This window comes from Paenibacillus sp. J31R30 (genome assembly GCF_059692115.1).
This window is the reverse complement of sequence record NZ_JCAUAV010000001.1, coordinates 1,156,554-1,182,956: the sequence shown is the minus strand read 5'-3', so window position 1 is coordinate 1,182,956 and position 26,403 is coordinate 1,156,554. Positions and strand designations below refer to the sequence as shown.

Here is a 26,403-nt window from a genome sequence, read left to right as displayed (position 1 = left end):
TACGCCTAATACCTCCTCTTCCGATCCTTGATTTCAGTTAAAAATAACAAGTAATGATCATAACGAGAAGCGGCGATCGTACCACTGGCTACACCATCCCGCACTTTGCAGTCCGGTTCATGCAGATGCAAGCAGCCTCTGAAGCGACAGCCCTCAGCAACAGCCGCGAACTCTCTGAAGCAGCTGCTCAGTCCTTCGGCATCGACCTCCATGAAGTCCAGCTGACTGAAGCCCGGTGTATCGGCAACAAGACCCCCATTAGCAAGAGGCAGCAGCTCCACATGACGCGTAGTATGCTTTCCTCTTCCTAATCTTTGCGAGATCGCATTCGTTTCCAGATCAAGACCGCTAATCATTTTATTCAATAAAGAGGACTTGCCAACACCGGATTGTCCAGCAAACACACTCACTTTGCCATCCAAATGCTGTAGAATCGCCTCTACGCCCTCTTCTAGTCGAGAACTGGTTGTAACGAATGGATAACCGATTCCCTCATAAAGGGTCGTTATCCGTTCAAATTCCGATGCTGTCATTTCTTTGGCATGAGCGACACTGTCATCCGTCTCCGTCAGCAAATCGCTTTTGGTGAAGCATAACAGCACATCAATACCCGTATTTTCGATATGCACCAGAAACTTATCCAACAACTGCGTATTCAGAACAGGCTCCGTCACCGAAAAAACGAGCACAACGATGTCCACATTCGCAATCGGCGGTCGAATAAGCTCCGAAGAGCGAGGAAGGATTTCCGTAACGGTTCCCTCCCCGTTCTCCGTGGCTTCGTACACAACACGATCTCCAACAAGCGGCGTAATATTTCTATTTTTGAACACGCCTCTTCCACGACAGGTCACCGTATTGCCTTCCAGAAGTGCAATCCCTTCAGGCAATACATAATAATAACCGCTAAGCGCTTTGACAATGAGTCCTTGCGGCATTAATTAGCGCCTCCAGCAGGTGGTTTCGAAGCTGTTCCACCGGTTTGTCCTTGGCCATTACCACCAACAGGTATAGCAGGACCGGTATTTTGCTGCTTCGGAGTTGGGGAGGGACTCGGAGATGTGGTCGTTTTCCCATTTTTTTGATCCAAATAATCTTGATAGGTACGTGTGATTGAGTTAACCAAGCTGTCTCCTTCTTTGATCAAGATTACGGCTTTTTTGTCCGGTGAAACAATAACTTTGACATCCAAATTTTGCGGCTTCGAGACTTTTTCCGTCAAGTATTCGAAGTTCTCATATTGGGCGTCGCTCACAATGATTTTGAACACAGAGTCCTTGCCTTCTGCCACCGGCTTCACAGGTACGCTAACCGTAAGTTGTCCAGCATCCTCTGGCAATCCATCACTAATCACTAACGACGAAATTTCAGATCCTACAGAGACATCGGCATTTTTTTCATAAGGAAATTGGGCAATAACCCGTCCTTTAGCGACCTTGTAGCTCTTCTCACGTGTAATACCATTGACAGCTAGCTTCAATCCCGCCTTGGTGATTTGAGCCTTCGCTTCTGCTTCCGTCAAGCCAACCAGATCCGGCATTTTGAACGTTTCCTTCGCTTTACTCACCGTAAAGGCAATGGCCGCCTTCTCCAATTCGAACTCTTCTCCTGCGAGCGGCAATTGCTGCAAAATCATATCTGGTGCATTCTCAGATGTCTCTTGGGTAATCGTAATTTGCTCATCCTTAATCCCGAGAGCTTTCAACCTTAATCTGACATCCTTAAGAGGCTGCCCCACGAAATTGTCCATTTTGACTTTGGGTATGCCTTTACTCACATAAAGTGTTACCTTCGTGCCGACATTCAGTCTCATCCCGCTAGGATCTTGACGAATGACCGTATCTTTGGGCAGCTTGCTCTCTGCGTCGTATTCAACCGTAGACCCTAATCTAGCGACCGTCAACTCCGCTTGAGCTTGTGTCAGTGTCTTGTTCACCACATTCGGGACCTCCACGGTCTCAATGGCGAACATCCCTTTCACATAGCCAACCAAATACCACATAGCGCCTAGCACGATTAATAAAACAGCAATCCAGATCAACGGCTTAATCCAGCCTTTACCTTTGGAAGGAGCAGGCTCGTCCCGCCAAGCAGGCTTATCTGGTTTGTCGGGTTCATCATCATCTTCATCGAATTGCGCAAGCTGATCAGCACGAATGGCTGGCATGACTAGCGTACGCTCTTCATCCATGCCATAGGCGTCCCAGAAAGCAATCTTGGCTTCATTCCGGCGATCCGGAGCCAAGCAAGTGTCGAGATCCGCCATCATCAGCTTCGCAGATTGATAACGCTCTTCTGGCTTTTTGCGCATCGCCTTGAGAATAATGTTCTCAACGCTCTGGGGAATCAACGGATTCACCTTACGCGGTTCTTCCACATCCTCCTGCAAATGCTTTAGCGCGACAGAAATCGGACTTTCCCCCAGAAAAGGAAGTCGCCCTGTCAGCATCTGATACATCACGATACCGAGCGAATACAAGTCCGATTTCTCCCCCGTATTCGTACCTTTCGCATGCTCAGGCGAGAAATAGTGAACGGAACCGACGACGGATCCGGTTTGCGTAATCGTGGATGATGTCGCGGCTCTAGCGATACCGAAATCGGTCACCTTCACACGGCCGTTTTTGCCGATAAGGATATTATGCGGTTTAATATCGCGGTGAATAATCTCGTTATGATGAGCGTGATCAAGGGCATCTGCAATTTGACTCGCATAATGAACCGCATCTTCCACCTGAAGCGGCGCCTTTTCCTTAATTAAATCGTTCAGCGTCTTGCCTTCGATATACTCCATCACGATGTAATGGACATCTTCTTCTTGCCCCACGTCATAAATACTGACAACATTAGGGTGAGATAGGGAAGCGGCTGCTTGAGCTTCTCTGCGGAAACGACGAATGAATTCTTCATCGTGCACATACTGCTGACGCAGTACTTTAACAGCCACTTTGCGATTCAAAAGCAAATCATGCCCTTTGTAGACCAAAGCCATGCCGCCTCCGCCAATACGTTCTAAGATCTCATAGCGGCCTCCAAGCTTTCTACCGATCAATTCCCATCACCCCTCTTTTCGTCCGAATCCTGATCATGTGCAAATAAAAGGACCGTTACATTATCATCTCCGCCTTCGCGAAGCGCGCTCTGGATTAATTCCTCTGCCGCATCTTCCAATCGTTCGCTTGCACGAACAATTCTCAGAATATCAGCATCGTCGACCAACCCGCTCAAACCATCCGAACAGATGAGAATAACATCGTCTGGACGCCATGTGTACTCATAGAGATCCACTTCCACACTAGGCTCTGTGCCCAATGCGCGTGTAATCCAATTACGTCTTGGGTGATGATCAGCTTCTTCCATCGTCAGCTGCCCATTCTTAACAAGTTCGTAAACTAAGGAATGATCCTCCGTTAATTGTTGGATCGATTCCCCTGCCAGCTTATACGCACGGCTATCCCCGATATGCCCGATAATTAGAAGCTCCTGTGAAGCAATAATGGCAACGACCGTCGTTCCCATCCCGTGGTACTTTTCTTGATCCGACGCAAAAGCATAAATCTCCTCATTCGCCTTCTCAATCGCTTCCCTCAGTAATTGCTTACAGGCTTCCACCGACATTCCCCAATGGATGGATTGCAATTGCGCTCCAATCGTGTCAATGGCCATTTGACTGGCGATATCACCAGCCTGATGCCCTCCCATTCCATCCGCAACAATAGCCAAAGATAGACCATTCAGCTGATGGTGGATAGCGGCTCGGTCCTCATTGACTTGACGGACTTTCCCTATATCGGTACGACTTACCATCTTCATCCGGCTCTCACCTCATTTACTGCTCTCCATATGCTTCGCTCGCAGTTGTCCACAGGCAGCTGCAATATCACTACCTTGTTCACGGCGTATGGTGGCATTAATTTTGCCCTTCTCCAGAATACGTTGGAAGGTAAAAATATCATCTCTGGGTGTACGTTTGAAATCACGTTCAGCAACAAAGTTGACAGGAATCAGATTCACATGGCTGAGCGGCATATCTTTCAAGACAAGCGCCAGCTCTTCCGCATGCTCAGGCTGGTCATTCACTTCGCCCATAAGGGCATATTCAAACGTAATCCGTCTGCCCGTTTTCGCGATGTAATACTTGCAAGCTTCGATTAAGTCCACGAAAGGGAATCTGCGGTTAACTGGCATCAACTTCGATCTGAGCGCATCATTCGGCGCATGAATCGAAATGGCCAAATTCACTTGCAAATTCTCATCAGCGAACTTATAAATGTTCGGTACGATGCCACTAGTGGATACCGTAATGTGACGCTGCCCGATGTTCAAGCCTTTCGGGTGAATCATGACACGCAGGAAATTCATGGTCGCTTCATAATTTTCGAAAGGCTCACCAATCCCCATGATCACGATCGAGGAAATACGCTCTCCCGTCTCATCCAGCAGTTTCTGCGCTTTCACAACCTGGGCGACAATCTCGCCAGGTCTTAGATCCCGCTTCAGACCGCCTAAAGTGGACGCACAGAACGTACAGCCAACTCGGCATCCGACTTGAGTCGTCACGCAAATGCTGTTGCCGTAATTATGCTTCATTACGACGGTTTCAATCGCGTTCTTATCTTCAAGCTCGAACAAGAACTTGACCGTGCCATCCTGAGATTGATATTTCGTAATCTCGGACAGGGTAACGAATTCAAACTGATCCTTCAGCTTGTCACGAAGTGTTTTCGGCAAATTCGACATCTCATCGAAGCTGAAAACGCGTTTAATATACAACCAGTCAAAAATTTGACCGGCACGAAACGCAGACTCTCCGTTTTCTTTTACCCAGCTTTGCCACTCATCCCAATTCAAATCATATACAAATGGTTTCTCTTTCAAATACGGCTTTATACCCACTTTTATCACAACCTGTTGTTATTTCGTCTATTTGTAAATTATTTTAACACAAAGCAAGAACGAACACACGTCCCTGTCCGTTACACGTCACGTTTACGCAGCCGAGCAATAAAAAAACCGTCCGAGTGGAACTGCTGCGGGAGGATTTGTACCATACCCGTTATCGTAGTCTCCGGGTCAATACCCGTGAAAACCTCCGTTGGCAGCGGAGCTAGCTCAAACTCGCTGTGTTCCGCAAGGAAACGCGCGACCATGCCCTCATTCTCCACTTGCTCGATCGTGCAGGTGCTGTACACCAGCACACCGCCTGGCTTGAGCAGTCGGTGTACACGACTCAGAATCGCATATTGCGTTTCGCTGATCGCTTCGATCTCAGCCTCCTGCTTCGCCCACTTGAGATCAGGTTTGCGGCGAATAACACCAAGGCCTGAGCAAGGCGCATCGAGCAGAATGCGATCGAAGGACTCCGCCGCAAAATGCTCGTCCAGCTTCGCAGCATCCATCACGAGCGTCTGAATCGACGATAGTCCCAGACGCTCCGCTTGATCTGCAATCAGCTTCTGCTTGTGCTCATGCAGATCACAAGCCCAGATCTGACCCACATCGTCCATCTTCTCGGCGATGTGGGCGGTCTTGCCGCCAGGGGCGGCGCAGCAGTCCAGCACCTTCATGCCTGGACGCGGATCAAGAGCCTCGGCGACGAGCATCGAGCTCTCGTCTTGAATCGAGAAGTCCCCTTGCTGGAAGCCAGGGACTAACGCCATGTTCCCGGCCCCCTGCACAAGGATGCCGGCCGGGGCCAGCTCTGACGCTTCCGCGCTGAGGCCGCTAGCTTGGAGCTGCTCCAGCAGCTCCAAGCGGCTGCGCCGCCTCGCGTTCGCGCGGATGCTCACGTGCGGCGGCTCGTTGTTCGCCGCACAGATCTGTTCCGTCAGCTCAGGGCCGAGCTGACGGATCCACCGGCGCACGAGCCATTCCGGATGGGAATGGCTCAGTGCGATGCGCTTCACGTCGCCGAGCGCAGCCGGCAGCGTGAGCTCGTCCTTGCTGCGGATGATCGCGCGCAGCACGCCGTTGACCATGCCCGAGATGCCTTGGTGGCCTCGGCGCTTCGCGATATTGACCGCTTCGCTCACGACAGCATGGTCAGGGATGCGGTCCAAATAATGCAGCTGATAGAAGCTCAGCCGCAGCAAGCAGCGCACCCAGGGCTCCAGCTTCGCGAGCCCTTTGCTGACAAAGCGCTCTAAGAAGAAGTCGATCGTATTCTGACGCCCGATCGTGCCATACACGAGCTCGGTAGCAAGACCAGCATCAGCCCGCTCCAGCGCGTGCTTTTGCAGCACTTGATTCAACAATAGATTGCTGTATGACTGATTCTCTTCAACTCGGATAAGCACATCCAGTGCCGCATCACGGGCAGAACGCTTAACAGCGCTGCTTTTCGCAGCGCCCGAGGATGATTTTGGCGCAGAGGGCTTGCCTGATCTCTGCGAATTCGTATGTCCATGTTGCGGACGATTGGGTTTAGTCGTAGACAAAATCAAATACCTCATTTTTTTCGTGGCATTGTGAATTGATTTCCATTAGTCTCAAAAATCCTTCTTAAATGAGCCAAGTCGGCCCAAAAGTGCACAATAGTTCGATTTTACCGGATTAATTGGTTAAGTTTCGAGGCAGCAGCTTGTTTAGTCCACTATAAGTGGGTGAAATCGAGCTATTGGCGTTAATCTACTCTCAACATCGGAAATAAGCAGGTAAAATCGAACTACAGCACCTTCAAGCTAGACGGTTTACTCATTACACGTTCCCGAGTAACGTTCCCGCAGGAATCTGCACCCCGCGAATGAACTCGGATACCGGCATCGCTTTCTTACCAGCGGGTTGAATCTCGGTTAGCCACAATGTGCCTGCACCTGTCAACACTTCAATTCCCTGCTCATTACAGCGAAGAACAGTCCCTGGAACACCTGTATGACCGCTAGGCTCTATGGTCTGCGGCTTCAAGCTCGCCCATACCTTCATGACTTCCCCATTCCAATATGTATACGCACCAGGAAAAGGGTTTAAGCCCCTAATATGATTCCACAGCTCGAGCGCTGAACGCGACCAGTCCAAAAGCTCATCTTCTCTACGAATATTAGGTGAATAGATCGCATCCGCCTCGTTTTGAGGGACAGCCTCAATCCGGCCTGCCAATAAATCGGGTAACGTACGCTTCAGCAAATCAGCACCAGCGATGCTCAACTTCTCAAACAACATCCCCGTTGTATCCGTATCCTCAATCGGCAGTTCAACACGCGAGATCATGTCGCCCGTATCCAGTCCAACCGCCATATACATGATGGTAACGCCCGTTTCGGCCTCACCTCGCATGACAGCATGATGAATCGGCGCTCCCCCCCGATATTTCGGAAGCAGCGATGCGTGGATATTAATACAGCCATACTTAGGCAAATCTAACACCGATTTCGGTAAAATTTGACCATAAGCCGCGGTTACGATTAAATCTGGCGCAAGCTGGCGGATCTGCTCAACGGAATCTGCTTCACGCAGCTTCACGGGTTGAAGCACCGGGATGCCATGCTTCTCCGCCTCAACCTTCACTGGCGTCGGTGTAAGGACGCGTTTGCGTCCCTTCGGTCGATCCGGCTGTGTAACTACCGTAGTCACGTTATAGCCTTCCTCCAAGAGTGCCCGCAAGGAGGGTACTGCAAAATCCGGTGTACCCATGAAAATGATGTTCACTCTTCTTCTTCCTCTTCATCGGCTGTATAGGTTTTGACCGCAAGATCCGTAAACAATACGCCATTCAAGTGGTCGATCTCGTGGAAAATACAACGTGCCAATAACTCAGTGCCAGTTACTTCAATCGGGTTTCCATTACGATCTTGTCCTTTGGCCGTTACGTTCAGCGCACGAAGGACATCACCACGAAGACCAGGAATACTCAAACAGCCTTCTGGCCCCATTTGCTCACCGCTGGAAGTCACGATCTCTGGATTGATCATTTCGATCAGACCGCCATGCTCTTCACCGCAGTCCATCACAATTACACGCTTCAGAATACCGATTTGAGGAGCAGCAAGGCCAACGCCTTCCGCTTCATACATCGTATCTGCCATATCATCAAGCAATTTATGCAGATTGGAATTAAATTTCGTAACTGTGATCGCTTTCTCGCGCAGCACAGGATCTGGATCTTTAACAATAATACGAATAGCCATGAATGTGCACCTACCTTTAAGTCGTCTCGATTAGGGGTTCTTACATCAAATATTGCGGGTCAACATCCACGCTTATAAGCAGCTTTTCTTTGGCTGAGCGCTCCTCAAACCAAGCTACTGTCTTCCCAACGATCTCTGCAGCTAATTCTTCCCCCCGATATTTTACCACGCATTGGAATCGATATCTATCTTTGATTCGGGAAATAGGCGATGCAACAGGTCCTAACACGTCAAAATGAAAGGATGAATCCATCGGTACAGCTTCCGAAAACAAATCTACCTGTTGTCTCGTGTAAGGGAGGGCAATCTCTTTCAGCCTTGTCACAAAGGCTTCCGCCATCCGCACCAGCAGCGGTACTTGTTCGTGTGAAAAGGTAATTAATATTAATCTTTGATACGGAGGATAACCTAAATTAGCACGAATATCCATCTCATGGTTGGCAAAAGCGATATAGTCATGATGACTCGCATATTGCACACTGTAATGCTCAGGCGTGTACGTCTGCACGAATACTTCCCCTTGCTTCTCGTGCCGACCTGCCCGACCTGCAACTTGTGTTAAGAGCTGGAACGTCCTCTCAGCGGAGCGAAAATCAGGAATATTCAGCACGGTATCCGCCGCGATCACCCCAACGAGGGTAACATCGGGAAAATCAAGTCCTTTTGCCACCATTTGTGTGCCAAGCAAGACATCTGCCTGCTTCTCGCGAAACATCGTTAGCCATTTTTCATGAGAACCCTTTTCTGTCGTCGTATCGACATCCATACGGATGACCCTTATACCCGGAAAAATCTTACTAAGCTCTTCCTCCACGCGCTGAGTCCCCGTGCCAAAATGACGAATATGCTCCGACTGACAGCTCGGACACTCTGTTACTTCGCGCTCTGCATAGCCGCAATAATGACAGCGAAGCATGCGCGAGCTTTGATGATACGTCAGTGAAATGTCGCAATGCGGACACTGTGAAACGAACCCGCACGTACGGCACATCACAAACGTCGCGTAACCCCTCCGATTCAGCAGCAATACCGTCTGTTCCTTCTTTTGTAACCGATCTTCGATCGCTTTATACAAGGATCTGCTAAACATCGACCGATTACCGGTTTTTAGCTCCTCACGCATATCCACAATCGTAACAGGCGGCATCGGTCTGCTCGCAACGCGCTCCTTCATGGTCAGTAACGTGAACGGAGGTTTAGACCGATCTCTCCTGCGTCTCGTTTTCTCCATACTCTCTAAGGATGGCGTAGCAGAACCCAGCACGACAACCGCATCCTGCTGCTTAGCTCTTTGAACAGCCACATCACGGGTATGATATTTCGGACTCTCTTCTTGCTTATAGGAGGATTCATGCTCTTCATCTATAATAATCAGGCCAATATTGGTAAAAGGGGCAAAAATCGCCGACCGCGCGCCGATCACGACCTTCACTTGCTTGCGCGTAATTTTGCGCCACTCATCGTAGCGCTCGCCATTGGACAATCGGCTATGAAGCACCGCCACCAGATCGCCGAACCGTCCTTTGAACCGCTCCACCATTTGCGGTGTCAGGGAAATTTCCGGCACAAGCACAATAGCTTCTTTATCCATATCCAAGCATTGCTGGATGGATTGAAGGTATACCTCGGTTTTCCCACTGCCGGTAACACCGTGCAAAAGAAACACTTCATGTCGATCCTCAGCCACCGCATCGCGAATAGGGGCAAACACGCCGCTCTGCTCCTCCGTCAGAGTAAGCGGCTTCGTCCGCGCAAAAGCACGACCCATATACGGGTCACGCATCACTTCGACCTCACGCAGCTCGATCCAGCCGCGATCCGCCAAGCTTTTAACCGTGCTCGCTCCGACCTCAATCGTTTCCATCAGCTCCGTCAATCGAACGGCATGCGGATGCTCGATCAAATAGCGCAGCACGTCTTTCTGCTTGTTCGCTCTGGCAGGAAGCTCGACCAGCGCCTCTTCCAAGCCATGACCGCCTGCAGGTGGAAATACCGTTAATGCCTTTTTGGTATTCATCCGGTCTTTCACTAACTGCACTTCTGCAAGTCTACCCGTTGACAACAATTCTTTGATAAGAGCGCCTTCCTTCGAAAAACGCTCCAACAACACGTCCATGGAAACGGACTCCTTGCTCCTCACAAAGCTAATAATCGCTTCGATATCAGGCATATCCAGAAAGGAGTGATCCTCAGATTCCTCTCCTACGATAATCACTCGTTCATATTTCGCTTTGAGTGCCGCAGGCAGCATCGCTTGCAGCGCAGTCACTTCATGACACATATACATACGACTGATCCACCGTCCAAGAATGACAAGTTCGCTCGTCAAGGGCGGTACGAGATCCAGCACATTTTGAATGAGTTTGATGCGCTTCGCGTCAACTTCCGTTTGGTCGTGCAGTTCAACCACAAAGCCTTGCAGAACACGAGGTCCAAAAGGTACCCCTACTCGGCTGCCGACTTCGACCCACTTGCTCAGAGATGCCGGCACTTCATAGTCGAACGCCCGATTCGTTTGCTTGGCTGGGACATCGACAATGACTTTGGCGTACATCAAGATTCCCCCGCCGTGGCTGCCATTCGTTCTGCAGCAAGCTCAAGCAGCTTACGTGCAACGTCACATTTGCTTTGTATCGGCAAGGCTTGTACAAGCCCATTACGATCATAGAATCGAACGACGTTCGTATCGCCGCCAAAGCCTGCGCCTTCCTGTGATACATCGTTCCCCACGATGAGATCACAATTTTTGCGTTTCAGCTTGTCCATCGCATGCTCGTCTAGGCGCTCCGTTTCCGCAGCAAACCCGATAACGAACTGATCCGCTGTTTTCAGCGCTCCGATTTCCTGCAAAATATCAGGATTTTTAATCAACTCCAGTGTTAGCGAATCGGATTTCTTCTTGATCTTCTGCTCGGCCACAACAGCAGGACGATAATCGGCCACTGCCGCAGCTTTAATAATGAGTTGGCTTTCCCCAAGCCTAGCTAATACCGCTTCGCGCATATCTAGCGCAGACTGCACAGGAACGAGCTGGACGCCTTCAGGTACGGTAAGGACCGAAGGCCCTGATACCAATGTTACCTTCGCCCCCATGCGGACCGCCTCTTCCGCGATGGCATAACCCATTTTACCTGACGAGTCATTGGTCAAATATCGCACTGGATCCAGACGTTCCACGGTGCCTCCGGCCGTCACTAGCACGCGCTTGCCCATTAAGCGCCCTGCCTCCCCTTGAAAATGCCGCTCAACCGCGGCAAAAATTTCCTCCGGCTCAGCAAGACGGCCCTTGCCCACATACCCGCAGGCTAGTTGCCCTTCGCCAGGTTCAATGAAACGTACGCCGCGACGGCGCAACGTCTCCATATTGGTCTGCACAGCTGGATTCGCGTACATATGCACGTTCATCGCAGGCGCTACCCAGATTGGTGCCATGGTTGCAAGAAGTGTGGTGCTTAGCATGTCATCGCCAAGCCCTAATGCCAGCTTGCCAATCGTATTCGCCGTAGCTGGGGCAATTAGCACGAGATCTGCGCTGTCCGCCAAATTAATATGAGAAACGACTGCGGGATCCTTCTCATCGAACGTATCGACAAAAACATGATGCCGCGACAAGGTTTGAAACGTTAACGGCGCAACGAATTGCACCGCGGAGCGTGTCATAATCACCCGCACAACAGCCCCAGCTTGTGTTAATTTACTCGTTAACGCCGCAGCTTTATAAGCCGCAATGCCTCCACAGACACCGAGCACAATCGTTTTGCCTTGCAATACACCCATGGTAATCCCCTTTCGAAATGCCAAATGAGAAAAAAATAACAACCACGAGGGTTGTTGGGTAAGGCAGTTTATTTCTTCGCGTATTTCTCGCTCTCGTTTGTGTTGATTTTCTCATAACCGATGTAATTACCGTATAGTTCTTCTAACGCAACACCAACATGTTTATGGGCCTTCTGGCCTTTCAAATCGGATTTTGCACCATCACGCAGGGATCTAGCTCTTTTGGAAGCTGCAACAACCAAGGAGTACTTGCTGTCCACGATATCAAGCAGTTTATCAATTGAAGGGTATAACATTCAATTCACCTCATCCATCCATTGTACGATTTTTGGAAACATACGATCTTTTCTGCAATGCTCAGCCGCTAGAATCGCTTGTATTTTCGCGCATGCGGTATCTACATGATCATTCACGATCGCATAATCATAGTGCTCCATCAGACGAATTTCATCGATGGCGACTGACATGCGGCTGCGAATGACTTCATCCGTTTCCGTGCCACGTGTAACAATACGATTCTCAAGTTCATCTAGAGATGGCGGCAGCAAGAAAATAAATACACCTTCGTCAAACTTTTGTTTGACCTGCAGTGCGCCTTGAACCTCAATTTCTAAGATCACATCATGTCCTGAACGCAGCGTCTCCTCTACAAAACGTCTTGGAGTTCCATAGAAGTTGCCCACGTATTCAGCCCATTCCAGCACTTCATCCGTTTCAATCAACTGTTGAAACTGCTCGCGGGTTTTGAAAAAATAATTAACACCGTCTACTTCACCTTGTCTAGGCGAACGTGTTGTCGCCGATACCGAGTAGACAATATCCGGAGCAACCTTGCGCAGCGCCGCACAAACGGTGCCTTTGCCGACACCAGACGGACCGGATAAAACAATCAGAATACCTCTCTCACGCTCAAGAGTGTTCGTATTACTCGTCATGATCATCGTCCTTATTCGAAAGTCTATGCGCTACCGTCTCTGGTTGTACTGCCGACAAAATCACATGATCGCTGTCCGTGATAATAACGGCACGGGTTCTTCTACCATATGTAGCGTCAATCAGCATGTGACGATCACGCGCTTCTTGAATGATTCTCTTGATCGGAGCCGATTCTGGACTCACAATCGAGATAATGCGGTTCGCCGATACGATGTTGCCGAACCCGATATTGATTAATTTGATAGCCATCTAGGACTTCCTCCTCGCGAAGCACATGCAAGCTTCACTCGATATTCTGTATTTGTTCCCGCATTTTCTCAAGCTCTGCTTTCATCGCAATCACTCTCGCCGTTGGCTCGGAATGATTCGACTTGGATCCGATCGTGTTGACTTCTCGATTCATTTCTTGAATCAAGAAATCCAGCTTTCGGCCAACAGGCTCTTTGTCTGAAAGCAATGCTTCACATTGCCCAAAATGACTCTTCAGACGAGTCAATTCCTCATCCACATTGGAACGATCTGCGAATAGAGCAATCTCAGTAGCAAGGCGCTGCTCATCCACAGGGATCCCATCGAGTACAAGGGACTGAATACGACTCGTCATCTTCGCCGCATTCTCCTGAACCACTTGTGGAGCTAGCGCTTCTAACTCGATATGAATTCGCTTCATCTCGGCTAGCCGTTCACGAATATCCTGCTCTAAAAATTCACCTTCGCGGTGTCTCATCGCGGATAGCTGAGCGACAGCCTCCTGTAAACAGGTACAAAGCTCTTGTTCAATCTCGTTATCCGGCTCTTGACGTACATCCTTCATTTGAATCAGCTCAGGAAGTCTCAATAAATCTTGGAGCTCCACCTGACCCGTGATCCCATACCGCTGCTTCAACTGTTCAGCTGCTTCCAGATAAGCATCTGCCAAAGCAAAATTAACCGTTATGTTCTTCGGGGAAGCCGATTCACGTTCCGCTGTAATAAAGACGTCTACACGCCCTCGCTTCACAGCTTGCAATACCGTTTTCTTCAAAGCGTCTTCGAAAGCCGCCCATTCCTTAGGCAAACGAATCGACACTTCACTATACCTATGATTGACCGATTTCACATCGATAAACACGTTGTATCCCGCAAAAGAACGATTCGCTTGTCCGAACCCGGTCATACTGCAAATCATTCTAATCACATCCATTATCCTATTTTAATTCATTTTGAAAGTGGGTACAAGTGGAAATCATGCCTTTTCGACTTTTCCCACACATAGTTCGTCAGATCAACGCACATTTCATACGCCAGAAAAGGGGTCATCAGATAGATCCCGTTAAAATATTGCATCGCGGTATCCAGCAGTTCTTTGGCAATTTCTACACCCATTGCACGGCCTTCTGGACCCTTCAACCCATCCATCCGCGCCCTAACTTCATCCGACAAGCGAATGCCGGGAACCTCATTGTGCAGATATTCGGCATTTCCACCGCTAGCCAGCGGAGCGATACCAATGAAAATAGGAATTTGCAAATGCTTGGTCGCTTCGTGAATTTGTTCAATCAGCTTGGCATCGTACACAGGCTGCGTCATGATATAATCCGCACCTGCCTCGATTTTGCGCTCCAAGCGCTGAACGGCTTTATCTAAATGCTTCACATTTGGATTGAATGCCGCACCTACAACGAAATTAGCCTTCTGCTTCAAAGGTTTACCTGAGAAGGCGATGCCTTGGTTGAGCTGTTTAATCATCCGAATAATTTCGAATGAGGTGAGATCGTACACGGAGCTGGACCCCGGGAGATCGCCAAACTTGGCGGGATCGCCGGTCACGGCCAGCACGTGGTCTATCCCCAACGCGTGCAAGCCCATGAGATGGGACTGCGTCCCGATCATGTTGCGGTCACGACACGCGATGTGAATGAGCGGACGCGCGCCCAGACGCTCCTGCACGAGGTAGCCGAGGGCCAGGTTGCTCATGCGCGTCACGGCCAGGGAATTGTCGGCCATCGTAATGGCGTCGACATGCGCCTCCTGCAGGGCCTTCGACCCCTGCATGAACTTCTCGATGTCGAGATCCTTCGGAGGATCAAGCTCGACAATGACGGTTTTGCGCTGCTTTACGATGTCCAGCAGCGAAGGAATGCCCGCCGGAGGCGCAGGCTTCGCCGGTGCGGGCTCGATCACGATCGCAGCGGCTCCCGCTGGGGCTGCGCCTGGCGCAGCCGGCACGTAGCCCTGCAGCGCCTTCGCTACAGCAGCGATGTGCTCCGGCGTCGTGCCGCAGCAGCCGCCGATGATACGCGCGCCAAGATCGGCAAAGCGCAGCGCGCTTTCGGCGAAGTACTGAGGCGTCGCCGCGTACGTATAGTGCCCGTCTACGTAGTCGGGCAACCCTGCGTTCGGAAACGCCGAGAACGGGACGCCAGGGATCGGCGCGATTTTCTCCATCGAACGCAGAATGCCGTTCGGGCCTACGCGGCAGTTAAAGCCGATCACATCGGCGCCCTCGTCACGCAGCCGCAGGAACGCTTCTTGCAGTGGAACACCGTCTTGCGTGCTGCCCGTGCCTTCGTTCGCGAACTGGCAAATTACTGGAAGCTGGCTCATGCTGCGAATAATGCGCAAAGCAAGCTGCAGCTCTTCCAAATCATAGAAGGTCTCCAGCAGCAACCCGTCCACAGGTGAGTCTAACAGTACGCTGATTTGTTCCCGAAGGGACTCTTCCACATCGGATGTCCGTACATTTTTACGCTTACCAGCACGAATAGAGCCAATTGCGCCTACAACATACGCATCTTCGCCAACGACTTTCCGTGCCAGCTCAACACCCGCACGGTTAATAGCTTCAACGTCGCCTTCTAGACCGTACTTCGACAACTTCTCCCGATTCGCCGAAAACGTATTCGTTTCAATAAGACGAGCACCAGCCTCGAAGTAACGGCGGTGCACGTCAGCGACCGTTTCCGGCCTGAGCAAATTCAATTCTTCATAAGAAATGCCGACGGGAAATCCCATCTGATATAAGTATGTCCCCATAGCGCCGTCACCGGTCAAAATTTCCCGCTGCAGCGCTGCACGAAGATCCAATTTCATGCATCATTTCCCCTATCTACCCGACTTATCGTATGCCATATATATATATTCTTATAGTTTGCCTGTGAACACTTCTTCCGCTGGTCCCGTCATATACACGTGGTTATCCGCTTCCAGCCACTCGATGAACAAATCTCCACCTTTGAGTGAAACGGTCGCTTCGCGATCGGATAAATCATTAAGTACAGAGGAGACTAGAGTAGCGCAAGCACCTGTTCCGCACGCAAGCGTAGGTCCAGCGCCTCGCTCCCAAACCCGCATATCCGTATAAGCGCGGTCGCGGACGGTTGCGAATTCGACATTTATTTTGCGTGGAAACATAGGATGCGCTTCAAGCTTAGGCCCCCACGTTGCGAGGTCAAAATTCACAGCATCCTCCACATAAATGACACAATGCGGGTTCCCCATGGAAACCGCTGTGAAACGAAACGATCTGCCGTCTACTTCAATCGGGTAATCAATTACCTCATTGGCATCAACGGTAGTTGGTACCTGAAGTCCTTGCAGAATGGGCTCTCCCATATCCACACGAGCGGTCACAACTTTGCCATCCTGCACATGTACTTGAACCTTTTGCACACCAGCACCAATGGTCTCAATCGTAATCTCTGTGGCATCGATCAACTTATGGTCGTACACATATTTGGAAACACAGCGGATCGCATTGCCGCATTGCTCGGCCTCAGATCCATCCGAGTTGATAATGCGCATTTGAAAATCAGCCTTCTCTGAAGGAAGAATAAAAACAACGCCGTCGGCACCGATGCTAAAAAATCGATTACACAGCTTAGTAGCCAGCTGATCAGCCCCGGCAGGAAGCTCTTTCTCCCCGGCTACGACGATAAAGTCATTGCCAAGTCCATGCATTTTCGTAAAATTCATTTCAAGCACCCCTATGTGCGGTTTAGCCATTATCATAGCGTAAAATCGTCGGTATGCATAGCCCTGCGCCTCCGCAGCACGTCATAGTCTATGAATCGCCTTAACCGATACGATCTTCTTCACAGCGTATTCTATTGACGCTATCCCCACTGCTCATTTACTTAGAAACTACACGAATTACTATTCAAAACTTCATTCATACTTTTATTTTAACAGCAAACTTTCGTTGATTCAAGAACGTATGTTTGGTATAATAAAATGAGAACAAATGTTCCTTCGAGGAGTGAACCACATTGGAGATTACTTTTCGTTTTCCAACTACACTAGAACAGTTCCAACAGCAGTTTCCCACTGAAGATTCTTGTATTGATTACTTAACTTCTTCAAAATGGCCTAACGGCTTTTCTTGCCCTCTTTGTGGTCATTCTCACGCTTATTTAACTACTACAAGAAGACTCCCACTGTACGAATGCCTCCAATGCCACCACCAAACATCTCCTATTGCTGGGACAATCATGTCAGGTAGTCGTACCTCTTTGATGAAATGGTTCACTGCCATTTTTCTAATTTCACAGCCAGAGCATGGAATTAACGCCGTTGCCCTCTCCCGGGTCATTAATGTCACCTACAATATCCGTCATACCTGTAGTTTGTTTGATCATATGTCACCTCTTTCCGGTGTCGTCCAAGTAAATTCGGCCAAATACGGAAAACCTTTCAATCCTTATTACCGAAACCACCCCCAAGAACACTACCTTCTTGCAGGAGCTTCTCTTAACCACCTCGAAGAGCCATCTTATTTCAAACCGAAACTTGTCCCCAGAATACATATCATAGATCGACTTTTTCAACGTTCAGCAACAACAGATTTCTCACAACATCATATTGATCCAAATGTTACTAGCACGGCGTTCATTATCGGGCGTTTTAATCGTAAAAGATTCAGCCCTCTCCTTGGTTTGGCTGCTAACGCTAAAAAATTCATCAACGACACCTTCCATGGCATTGGACCCAAATATCTCCAAAGTTATCTGGACGAGTTTTGCTATAAAGCCAATCTCACCTTGAAAGGGGTACCTGTCTTTCAGCATTTGATCCAAACATGCACCTCATCGCGCCCTACACCTACCAGTTCCAACACTCAACAATCCTCTTTGCGCCTAGATTACAAAACGGTTCTTTTTTCGCTTGTCCACTATGTCACTTCACATTTTTCAAAACTTTAAATTGCTTGTTTCTGCTTGTATTTTTCAAGCTAGATCTACTCATGCCTCTACGCTAGTTCTGGTTACTCTGGTTATTGCAATAATCTTTTCATTCCAGTTCGCTAACTGAGCCGAGGGAATAGCGCTTATAAGGTTTGCCTTGTTGGTATCACCACAATCCTTCCATGAGCCAACGGAATAATGGTAATAGGCTTCGCGCTGCACAATAGAAAAAGCCGCCTCACGGCAGCTCTTTCCACTTCCCTTATCTAAAACTAGGTTTTGACGATTTATTATACACAGAGGCGCTGGAACCTCTCGAACCTCTTGAACCTTTGGTGCGTTTTGGCGACAGCACGCTGCCTAATCCCATGAAGAATGTCGGAATGCCAGCGGCAATGAGAACGAGAATCCAGTCCTTCCAGCCTAACGGAACGGTTTTGAATATCGGTTGAAGCGCATCGACATACATAACGCCGAGCATCAGAATCAGCGATGATAAAACAGCCAGAACTAAGTACTTATTTTGCAAAGGATTCCGGTGGAAAATCGAACGTGAACTGCGACAATCGAATACATGAATGAGTTGGGCCATAACTAAGGTCGCAAATGCGACACTTTGCGCTTTCAATAATGTCTCCGCATCTGAAGGATTCACGCGTAAAATGAGCCAGAAGGCACCCAAAGTACACACCCCGATGAGCATACCGCGTGAAATAATTTTCCAACCTAACCGTCTAGCAAAAATACTTTCCTTCGCCGAACGCGGCTTATGCTGCATCAAGTCTTTCTCAGCCTGATCGACACCAAGTGCCATCGCTGGCAGTCCATCCGTGACCAAATTCACCCATAGAATTTGTATAGGCACGAGCGGCAGCGGAAGTCCCGCCATCATGGCGATGAACATCGTCATAATTTCGCCAACGTTAGAGGCAAGCAGGTAGCGAATGAACTTACGGATATTTTCATAAATACTGCGCCCCTCTTCAATCGCCGCAACGATCGTTGAGAAATTGTCATCACTAAGAATTAAAGATGATGCCTCTTTGGATACATCGGTTCCCGTAATTCCCATCGCAATGCCGATATCTGCGGCCTTAATCGCTGGTGCATCATTGACACCGTCCCCAGTCATGGCAACAACGTGTCCATTGCGTTGCAATGATTTCACAATACGCAGCTTATGTTCAGGGGATACCCTTGCATAGACGTATGTATCATTAACTTTCGCGTCGAGCTCGTCATCGGAGAGCTGACCGATTTGCTGACCGCTCATACTGACGCCATTGGCTGGAATCATGCCAAGCTGCTTCGCAATCGCTTCTGCAGTCGTTTGGTGATCCCCAGTAATCATAACAGTCTTGATGCCAGCTTTACGGCATTTGGAGATCGCTTCACGCACTTCTTTGCGCGGAGGATCGATCATTCCTGTTAAACCTACAAAGACCAACCCATTTTCAACATCCTCATAGTCATCATACCGATCACTAGCTTTAATTTCTTTATAGGCAATACCCAACACACGTAGCGCCGACTTGGCCATGCCTTCATTCGCTGAGATCACCTTTTGTTTCAGGGTTGCGGTGAATGGAATGACTTTACCGTCCCACAAAATGTAACTGCAATGCTGCAGCAATACATCAGGTGCTCCTTTGGTACAAGCCATGCGGCCATTCTCGGAGGATACCAGTACAGACATTCTTTTACGCTCCGAGTCGAAGGGGAATTCAGCGATTCTTTTATATTTTTCACTCAGCGATTCTTGCGTAATCCCGCTTTTGGCACTAAGTACAACTAAAGCCCCTTCCGTTGGATCCCCTTTAATATTCCAAATCGAGGCAGATCCCTCTGTGCCATCTTTGCCTTTCTTTCGCTTCGCTTCTTGTTTTTCTTCAACTAACGTTGCGTTATTACAGAGGGCTGACACATGGAGCAGCTTGGTAAGAGACGGATGCTTATGCACATCCGTATGTTGACCGCTTAGAAGAATATTGCCCACCGGCGCATAGCCATCACCTGTTACCTCCAGCACATCGCCGCCAACCCATAAATGGGTCACCGTCATTTTGTTCTGCGTCAGTGTTCCTGTTTTATCTGAGCATATCACGGAGGCGCACCCTAATGTCTCAACCGAAGGCAGCTTTCTAACGATGGCTTTCCGTTTAATCATCCGTTGTACACCGAGAGCTAAAGCGATCGTGACAATCGCTGGGAGCCCTTCTGGGATCGCAGCAACGGCTAAGCTGACACCTGCCAAGAACATCGCATATGGTGGTTGTCCATGCATAATACCTGCTACAACAACCAGAATTGTTAAAGCAATGGCAACGATAATTAAAATTTTACCTAACTGCTCCAACCGGTGCTGCAGCGGTGTTTCCATGGATTCTGTATTTTGAATCAGATCCGCGATTTTGCCCATTTCTGTGCCCATCCCGATCCGAACAACAACCGCCTTCGCTGTGCCACGAGAAACCATCGTACCCATGAAGCCCAAATTGCGTTGATCCCCAAGCGGCACTTCATCATGTGGAATTGAGGCTGTCGTTTTACTGACGGCAATCGACTCCCCAGTAAGCGCAGACTCCTCGATATAAACGCCATTCGTTTCCAGAAACCGAACATCCGCAGGGACTCTGTCTCCGCTTTCCAGAATGATGATATCACCTGGCACCAAATCACGAGCAGGAATTTGATGAATGGCTCCTTCTCTCCACACATTGGCATTAGGCGCAGACAGCTCTTTCAGTGCACGTAATGAACGTTCCGCTCGAAATTCTTGGGTAAAGCCCAAAATCCCATTCATCACAATGATGATGACGATAGTAATCGCATCTAAATATTCACCTAGTAAGCCGGATATCAGAGTCGCCCCCAATAGGACCAGCACCATGAAATCTTTAAATTGATTCAACAGCAGTGTGATTGGCGATACACGCTGCCCCTCTGAGAGCTCGTTTCGCCCTACCTCAGCCTGACGTTTCCAAGCTTCTTCCCAGGGCAATCCTTGCTGCATATTCACCTGCTGCAACTGCAAGACATCCTCCGAGTTCAACTGGTACCACTTATTCTGACTCATCCGCCCTTCTCCCTCCTACATCCACTTGATCTTGTCTCACACTTATACGTATTTGTATTCAGACAAGCAGGAAAATATCCCTGAAATCATCTTTCCTGCCCAGAGCCCCTTAAGTTTTTGTGAAAAGTATGGCATCATAGAGATTAGCAAAGCTGTCAGCTAAGGAACTGGTTGCAAAATCAAGACGCAAATGACAGCTAGCCCCAAAGAATGGAGTTGTATGCATCATGGCTTTAGACGGACTCGTCCTTCATGCAATTGTTCACGAGCTTCAAATGTATGTGGGAGGCCGAATTAATAAAATTCATCAACCAAGCGAAAATGACATTGTGCTCCAGATTCGCACCCAAAGACAGAATGTGAAGCTACTGCTTTCCGCTAACCCTACTTATCCTCGGGTTCAAACGACAGAACAAGTTACCATGAATCCCATGGATGCTCCTATGTTCTGTATGCTGCTTCGCAAGTATTGCGAGAGCGGTGTCATAGAAGCTGTGGAACAAATCGGCATGGAACGGGTGATTCGCTTCCAAATTCGTCATCGTGACGAACTAGGCGATGTCTCCCTCAAGCATATTATTGTGGAAATTATGGGACGGCACAGCAATATCATTCTTCTCGACCCTGCAACAGATACGATTCTGGATGGCATTCATCATGTCACGCCAGCGATTAGCTCCTATCGTGTCGTCATGCCAGGAAGCAAATATGTGACACCGCCCGAGCAGGATAAGCAAAATCCACTGGAAGTTGATGCTGACGCATTCATGCGAGCGCTAGAGAGCACGACTTTGTCGGATGCCGACACCGAAACTGTAACTCAGATCAAACCGGAGCAACAGTTGGTTGCTGCATTCAGCGGACTTAGCCCACTGATCGCCAAGGAAATTGTGTACCGCAGCATGCAAGGAAAAACGGAAGTCGATCCCTCATCGCTTTGGCAAGCGTTCAGCGAAGTCATGACTGCCATGCGCGAGGATCGCTATGAACCGGTTATTGTGGAACAAGAAACGACCGGCAAGCTATTCTTCGCGATGACGCCGCTAACGCATATCATCGGCACATCGAAGTTTTATCCTACGCCGAGCGCATGCTTGGAACAGTTCTATGGCGATAAAGCTGAGAGAGATACGGTCAAGCAACGTGTATCCGATTTATTAAAATTTTTACAAAATGAAGTAAACAAGAATGTAAAAAAACTGGAAAAACTCCAAGATACAGTCGAAGACTCCAAGGACGCGGATAAATTTCGCATTCTCGGAGAGCTGCTGACGGCTTCCCTGCATACAATTAAAAAAGGCGACAAGGAAGTCCAAGCCATCAATTACTACGATGAAGATCAGGCGATGATCACGATCAATCTGGACCCGCTGCTCGGACCCGCGGAAAACGCACAGCGCTATTTTAAAAAGTACAGCAAATTAAAAAACAGCACAGCGATCGTCGAGGAGCAAATAGCTCAAACGCATCAAGAAATCACCTACCTCACGACCCTGCTCCAGCAGTTGAGTGTGGCCTCCCTGCCCGATATTGAAGAGATTCGCGACGAGCTCATGGAGCAAGGCTATGTGCGTGACCGCAACAAGAAGCAGCGCAAGAAAAAGAAAAAAGATAAGCCTGCACTCGCCTGTTACGAGTCCACCGAAGGCGTTCCAATCTATGTTGGGAAAAATAATACACAAAACGAATATCTAACGAATCGACTTGCATCTTCCATGGATACCTGGCTGCACACGAAGGATATTCCTGGCTCCCACGTTGTCATACGCGGTGAATACAGTGACACGACTTTACTTGAAGCCGCACAGCTAGCTGCTTATTTCAGTCAAGCCAAGAATTCGAGTCAAGTCCCTGTTGATTACACGACAATAAAGCATGTCCATAAGCCGAACGGCTCGAAGCCCGGATTTGTGATTTATGTGAATCAGAAGACACTTTATGTAACGCCGGAAGAGGACGAGATTAAACAAATGAAAGTGACCATCAAATGAATATGCAAAAAAACCTATCGGGATTAGATCTCGATAGGTTTTTCATTTTTATAGGCTATTGCTTGTCCCATTGCTTAATTAATGAAAGTAAATAGGCCTTTACTTGGTCTTGCAAGTCTGGGCGTTGTAAAGCCAGCTCAATCGTAGCTTCAATGTACCCCATCTTGTCCCCGACATCATACCGCTTCGCCTGCATCAGGTAAGCAGCCATCTGCTGTTCCTTATTCAGGACGCGCAATGCGTCCGTTAATTGAATCTCACCGCCGCGCCCAGGCTCTTGACGCTCTAGAATACGGAAAATTTCTGGCATGATGATGTAACGCCCGATAACAGCCAAATTAGATGGAGCCTGATCCCGATCCGGCTTTTCCACCAAATCCTCAATCAACCGATAATTATTGCAGCTAGCCGCTGGAGAAATGATACCGTATTTGCTTACATCGACCCAAGGAACCTCTTGAACTGCAATAACGGAGGTCTCCGTTTGCTCATAAACATCCATCATCTGCTTAAGCCCAGGTGGAGAAGATTGGAGAATGTCATCGCCTAGTAGAACAGCGAAAGGCTCATCCCCAATGAATTTGCGCGCGCAGAGAATGGCGTGACCTAGACCAAGCGGCTGCTTCTGGCGTATATAATGAACATCCGCCAAATTAGAAACAGACTTCACAATCTCAAGGAGCTGCGTGCTCCCTTTTTCCTCAAGCATCATCTCCAGCTCAACGGATTTATCGAAATGATCCTCGATCGCCCGCTTGTTACGCCCTGTAACAATGATGATATCTTCAATCCCCGACTCAATCGCTTCTTCCACAATATACTGAATAGCTGGTTTATCAACGATGGGCAGCATTTCCTTCGGCTGCGCTTTGGTTGCGGGCAAGAAACGAGTGCCTAGTCCCGCCGCGGGGATAATGGCTTTACGAATTTTCTTCATGAATGCTCCTCCTCCATTGACTGTAAGTGCACAAGTACATCCATACCAATACGTCTCGAGCCAATAGCTGCATGGAAAGCGACGCCATCTCGGACGCCATGAAAATCAGAGCCTGCCGTCATCAGAAGACCTGTGCGCTGTGCCAGCAGCCTGTATCTCGCTTCATCTTCTGGCGAATGATCGGCATGATACACTTCAATGCCATCTAGTCCTTGTGAGGTAATGGCCTCAACCAGCGTGTCATCGTGATAAATGCCAGGGTGTGCAAGCACCGCTTTGCCTCCAGCCTCATGAATCCACGTAATCGCCGTAGCAGGCTCAATCCGTGGTGGATTGGCATACGCGGCCGCTCCTGTTGCCAAATAGCGATCGAACGCTTCCGTGATCGTGCTCACATAACCCTTATTTAAGAGCACTGCAGCAATGTGAGGCCGCCCTACTGTATCCCCTTTTCGCTTCACGTTCGCTACTTCTTTGAGAACTTCCTCCATCGTAATTGCAATGCCAAGCTCCTGTAAGCGCGCAATGATCATCTCATTACGGGTATCCCTCGTTGCACGCAGGGACGCCAAGCGCTGTAGAAATTGTTCATCTTCTATGTTGATGAAATAGCCAAGAATGTGGATGTCTTGTCCATTCGCGACCGTCGAAATTTCAACCCCAGGTACGACCATGATACCCAGCTCAGCACCCGCTTCAAGTGCTTCAGCTACCCCAGAAATGGTATCGTGATCCGTAATCGCAATAGCACCCAAGCCGGCGTCCAAAGCCATCTGTACGTTTGCTCTTGGCGATTGTGTCCCGTCTGAGGCCGTTGTATGTGAATGCAAATCAGCTTCCATTCGATCTCCCATCGTTGCCTCCAATTGGCGTAGACGAAACTCAATGAACGTATTGTTCACGGAGCAGTCCATCATATCCCTTTTCATAGAAAACGGCTTAAATCCTCTTGTCTCAAGAAAGTCATAAAACTAACTGCCGAAATTGGCAGCAAGGTCGAGTTTAAGTAAATCGCATAGAAGCTGCGCTCAAACACGATATTCTCGATTTTTTTCACTTTAAAAAGACCCAATGTTACCTCATGCTTCACCGATGATTGTGAAAGAATTGAAATACCCAGCCCCGCTTCAACAGCTGATTTAATGGCCCCTGTGCTTCCAAGCTCCATCACAATCTTCATCGTGGAACAATCCATGTTGCAGCGAGCGAACTCTTCCTCCATGACCCTCCTCGTACCAGAACCTTGCTCACGCAGTACAAAAGGGTACTTCAACATCTCCTCCAATTGCACAACTTCAACATCTGCAAGTGGATGATCCGATGGTACAATCAAACGCAGCTCATCGCTGAGAATCGGTTCGGTATGAACATCAGGGTGATGAATCGGCGCTTCAACTAGACCGAAATTGAGTTGATGACTGAGCACCTCGTCTAAAATCTGAGCGGTGTTCATCACCTTCATCGATACGGAAATATTGGGGTAATCCTTGCTGAATGGGCCTAGGAGACGAGGTAAAATATATTCCCCCATCGTTAAGCTGGCCCCAAGTTGGAGCCGTCCTTCAATCATCATCGTAAATTTCGACATGGCGACATCGGTGTCACGAATGAGCTCAATGCTATTCTTAGCAAAAGGCAGCAGCGCTCGCCCAGCCTCGGACAATTCAATCTTCTTGGTGCTGCGATGAAAGAGCTTCACACCAAAGTAATCCTCAAGCGACTGTACCTGCATCGTCACAGCAGGCTGTGTCATATGTAAGGCACCGGCTGCATGGGAGAAACTGCCTTTTTCCGCAACGGTATAGAAAATGTGGAGTTGATGAAAATTAAGTGCCATCGTATAGTATACCGCCTCTCTTTGCTTCCATTATATGAAATCGAACTCGCACAGTCCATCAACACGTCAAAAAAGAGTATGTCTGCCCCAGACATACTCTGATCAATTGCATGATTAGCGACGCTTGCGACTATTCTTAATCAATGTCATACGACGAGAATGCCTCAACCAGGAATAGTACGACTTCAAATCGCGCAGCTCCATGGTCTCTGACATTTTACCAAGAAAGGTAACGATAATCATTTTGTGCAGAGGATTGCCTACAAGATCTGTCTCATGCTCTAAATGTGAAAATTCGGCCACAACCACCAAATCATCGTCAATGAGATAAACATCTTCTTCGTTCCGGTAGTAAGGGACCATGCTATCATTTTTAAGCTTCTCCCAAAGGAAAGCGCAAATTTCCTCGAGCGAATTGTTATTGCTTGAAATACGATCGCTCCATCTCAGCTTAGCATGATTCGTGATCACGATATCCGCCACTTTCTTATCGCCTAGCTGTACGAAGAATGGTTCGTAAGTACTCCATCTCCCCATTACCTTATCTTTCATGATCACATCCCC

22 protein-coding genes are annotated in these 26,403 nt (G+C 48.7%); 2 read left to right on the top strand and 20 right to left on the bottom strand.

Features of this window, described 5'->3' with window-relative positions; all coding sequences use genetic code 11:
• Positions 1–5: 5 nt before the first annotated feature.
• From rsgA to dapF, 15 genes are all read right to left on the bottom strand, one after another.
• Positions 6–938, bottom strand: a complete 933-nt coding sequence (rsgA, locus tag AC58QO_RS04475; protein WP_497264072.1) for a ribosome small subunit-dependent GTPase A — start codon at positions 936–938, stop codon at positions 6–8.
• Positions 938–3,052 (bottom strand): Stk1 family PASTA domain-containing Ser/Thr kinase, encoded by a 2,115-nt coding sequence (pknB, locus tag AC58QO_RS04470; RefSeq protein ID WP_497264071.1) that lies wholly within the window; start codon positions 3,050–3,052, stop codon positions 938–940. The genes rsgA and pknB overlap by 1 nt, the downstream gene beginning before the upstream one ends.
• Positions 3,049–3,813, bottom strand: a complete 765-nt coding sequence (locus tag AC58QO_RS04465) for a Stp1/IreP family PP2C-type Ser/Thr phosphatase (RefSeq protein ID WP_497264070.1) — start codon at positions 3,811–3,813, stop codon at positions 3,049–3,051. Before AC58QO_RS04465 ends, pknB begins: the two co-directional genes overlap by 4 nt.
• Positions 3,814–3,825: 12 nt before the next feature.
• The gene (gene rlmN / locus AC58QO_RS04460; protein ID WP_171635546.1) at positions 3,826–4,896 is read right to left on the bottom strand and encodes a dual-specificity RNA methyltransferase RlmN; all 1,071 of its coding nucleotides are present in this window, start codon (positions 4,894–4,896) and stop codon (positions 3,826–3,828) included.
• An 80-nt stretch (positions 4,897–4,976) separates the two neighbouring features.
• Positions 4,977–6,437 (bottom strand): 16S rRNA (cytosine(967)-C(5))-methyltransferase RsmB, encoded by a 1,461-nt coding sequence (gene rsmB / locus AC58QO_RS04455; protein ID WP_497264069.1) that lies wholly within the window; start codon positions 6,435–6,437, stop codon positions 4,977–4,979.
• Positions 6,438–6,696: 259 nt separating this feature from the next.
• Positions 6,697–7,644 (bottom strand): methionyl-tRNA formyltransferase, encoded by a 948-nt coding sequence (gene fmt, locus AC58QO_RS04450; RefSeq protein ID WP_497264068.1) that lies wholly within the window; start codon positions 7,642–7,644, stop codon positions 6,697–6,699.
• Positions 7,641–8,123, bottom strand: a complete 483-nt coding sequence (gene def / locus AC58QO_RS04445; protein ID WP_497264067.1) for a peptide deformylase — start codon at positions 8,121–8,123, stop codon at positions 7,641–7,643. Before def ends, fmt begins: the two co-directional genes overlap by 4 nt.
• Before the next feature lie 40 nt (positions 8,124–8,163).
• The gene (gene priA / locus AC58QO_RS04440) at positions 8,164–10,677 is read right to left on the bottom strand and encodes a primosomal protein N' (RefSeq protein ID WP_497264066.1); all 2,514 of its coding nucleotides are present in this window, start codon (positions 10,675–10,677) and stop codon (positions 8,164–8,166) included.
• A complete protein-coding gene (gene coaBC, locus AC58QO_RS04435; RefSeq protein ID WP_497264065.1) occupies positions 10,677–11,900 on the bottom strand; it encodes a bifunctional phosphopantothenoylcysteine decarboxylase/phosphopantothenate--cysteine ligase CoaBC in 1,224 nt (407 codons plus the stop codon). Before coaBC ends, priA begins: the two co-directional genes overlap by 1 nt.
• A 68-nt stretch (positions 11,901–11,968) precedes the next feature.
• Positions 11,969–12,196 carry a DNA-directed RNA polymerase subunit omega gene (gene rpoZ, locus AC58QO_RS04430; RefSeq protein WP_056612362.1) on the bottom strand — a complete coding sequence of 76 codons (228 nt, stop codon included), beginning with the start codon at positions 12,194–12,196 and terminating at the stop codon, positions 11,969–11,971.
• Positions 12,197–12,835 (bottom strand): guanylate kinase, encoded by a 639-nt coding sequence (gene gmk / locus AC58QO_RS04425; protein WP_497264064.1) that lies wholly within the window; start codon positions 12,833–12,835, stop codon positions 12,197–12,199.
• Positions 12,825–13,085 carry an extracellular matrix/biofilm regulator RemA gene (gene remA, locus AC58QO_RS04420; RefSeq protein ID WP_009672664.1) on the bottom strand — a complete coding sequence of 87 codons (261 nt, stop codon included), beginning with the start codon at positions 13,083–13,085 and terminating at the stop codon, positions 12,825–12,827. The genes gmk and remA overlap by 11 nt, the downstream gene beginning before the upstream one ends.
• Positions 13,086–13,119: 34 nt before the next feature.
• Positions 13,120–14,004, bottom strand: a complete 885-nt coding sequence (locus tag AC58QO_RS04415; RefSeq protein WP_497264391.1) for a YicC/YloC family endoribonuclease — start codon at positions 14,002–14,004, stop codon at positions 13,120–13,122.
• A gap of 29 nt (positions 14,005–14,033) precedes the next feature.
• Positions 14,034–15,908, bottom strand: coding sequence for a bifunctional homocysteine S-methyltransferase/methylenetetrahydrofolate reductase (locus tag AC58QO_RS04410; protein ID WP_497264063.1), 1,875 nt, complete (start codon positions 15,906–15,908; stop codon positions 14,034–14,036).
• A 51-nt stretch (positions 15,909–15,959) separates the two neighbouring features.
• Positions 15,960–16,790, bottom strand: coding sequence for a diaminopimelate epimerase (gene dapF, locus AC58QO_RS04405; protein ID WP_497264062.1), 831 nt, complete (start codon positions 16,788–16,790; stop codon positions 15,960–15,962).
• Between the two features lie 293 nt (positions 16,791–17,083).
• Between dapF and AC58QO_RS04400 the strand changes: the two genes are divergently transcribed.
• On the top strand, positions 17,084–18,016 hold the full coding sequence (locus AC58QO_RS04400) for a transposase (protein ID WP_497264061.1): 933 nt from the start codon (positions 17,084–17,086) through the stop codon (positions 18,014–18,016).
• Positions 18,017–18,260: 244 nt separating this feature from the next.
• Here AC58QO_RS04400 and AC58QO_RS04395 read toward each other — a convergent pair whose 3' ends face one another.
• Entirely contained in the window at positions 18,261–21,074 is a 2,814-nt protein-coding gene (locus tag AC58QO_RS04395) for a calcium-translocating P-type ATPase, SERCA-type (RefSeq protein WP_497264060.1), read from the bottom strand.
• A 227-nt stretch (positions 21,075–21,301) separates the two neighbouring features.
• Here AC58QO_RS04395 and AC58QO_RS04390 point away from each other — a divergent pair, with 227 nt between their 5' ends.
• A complete protein-coding gene (locus AC58QO_RS04390; protein WP_497264059.1) occupies positions 21,302–23,065 on the top strand; it encodes an Rqc2 family fibronectin-binding protein in 1,764 nt (587 codons plus the stop codon).
• A 55-nt stretch (positions 23,066–23,120) separates the two neighbouring features.
• Here AC58QO_RS04390 and galU read toward each other — a convergent pair whose 3' ends face one another.
• The 4 genes from galU to AC58QO_RS04370 all read right to left on the bottom strand — a co-directional run bounded on the left by galU (position 23,121) and on the right by AC58QO_RS04370 (position 26,391).
• The gene (galU, locus tag AC58QO_RS04385; RefSeq protein ID WP_497264058.1) at positions 23,121–24,002 is read right to left on the bottom strand and encodes a UTP--glucose-1-phosphate uridylyltransferase GalU; all 882 of its coding nucleotides are present in this window, start codon (positions 24,000–24,002) and stop codon (positions 23,121–23,123) included.
• A complete protein-coding gene (locus AC58QO_RS04380) occupies positions 23,999–24,856 on the bottom strand; it encodes a PHP domain-containing protein (protein ID WP_497264057.1) in 858 nt (285 codons plus the stop codon). The genes galU and AC58QO_RS04380 overlap by 4 nt, the downstream gene beginning before the upstream one ends.
• Before the next feature lie 71 nt (positions 24,857–24,927).
• The gene (locus tag AC58QO_RS04375) at positions 24,928–25,839 is read right to left on the bottom strand and encodes a selenium metabolism-associated LysR family transcriptional regulator (RefSeq protein WP_497264056.1); all 912 of its coding nucleotides are present in this window, start codon (positions 25,837–25,839) and stop codon (positions 24,928–24,930) included.
• A 114-nt stretch (positions 25,840–25,953) separates the two neighbouring features.
• Positions 25,954–26,391, bottom strand: a complete 438-nt coding sequence (locus AC58QO_RS04370) for a hypothetical protein (protein WP_497264055.1) — start codon at positions 26,389–26,391, stop codon at positions 25,954–25,956.
• Positions 26,392–26,403: the final 12 nt, after the last annotated feature.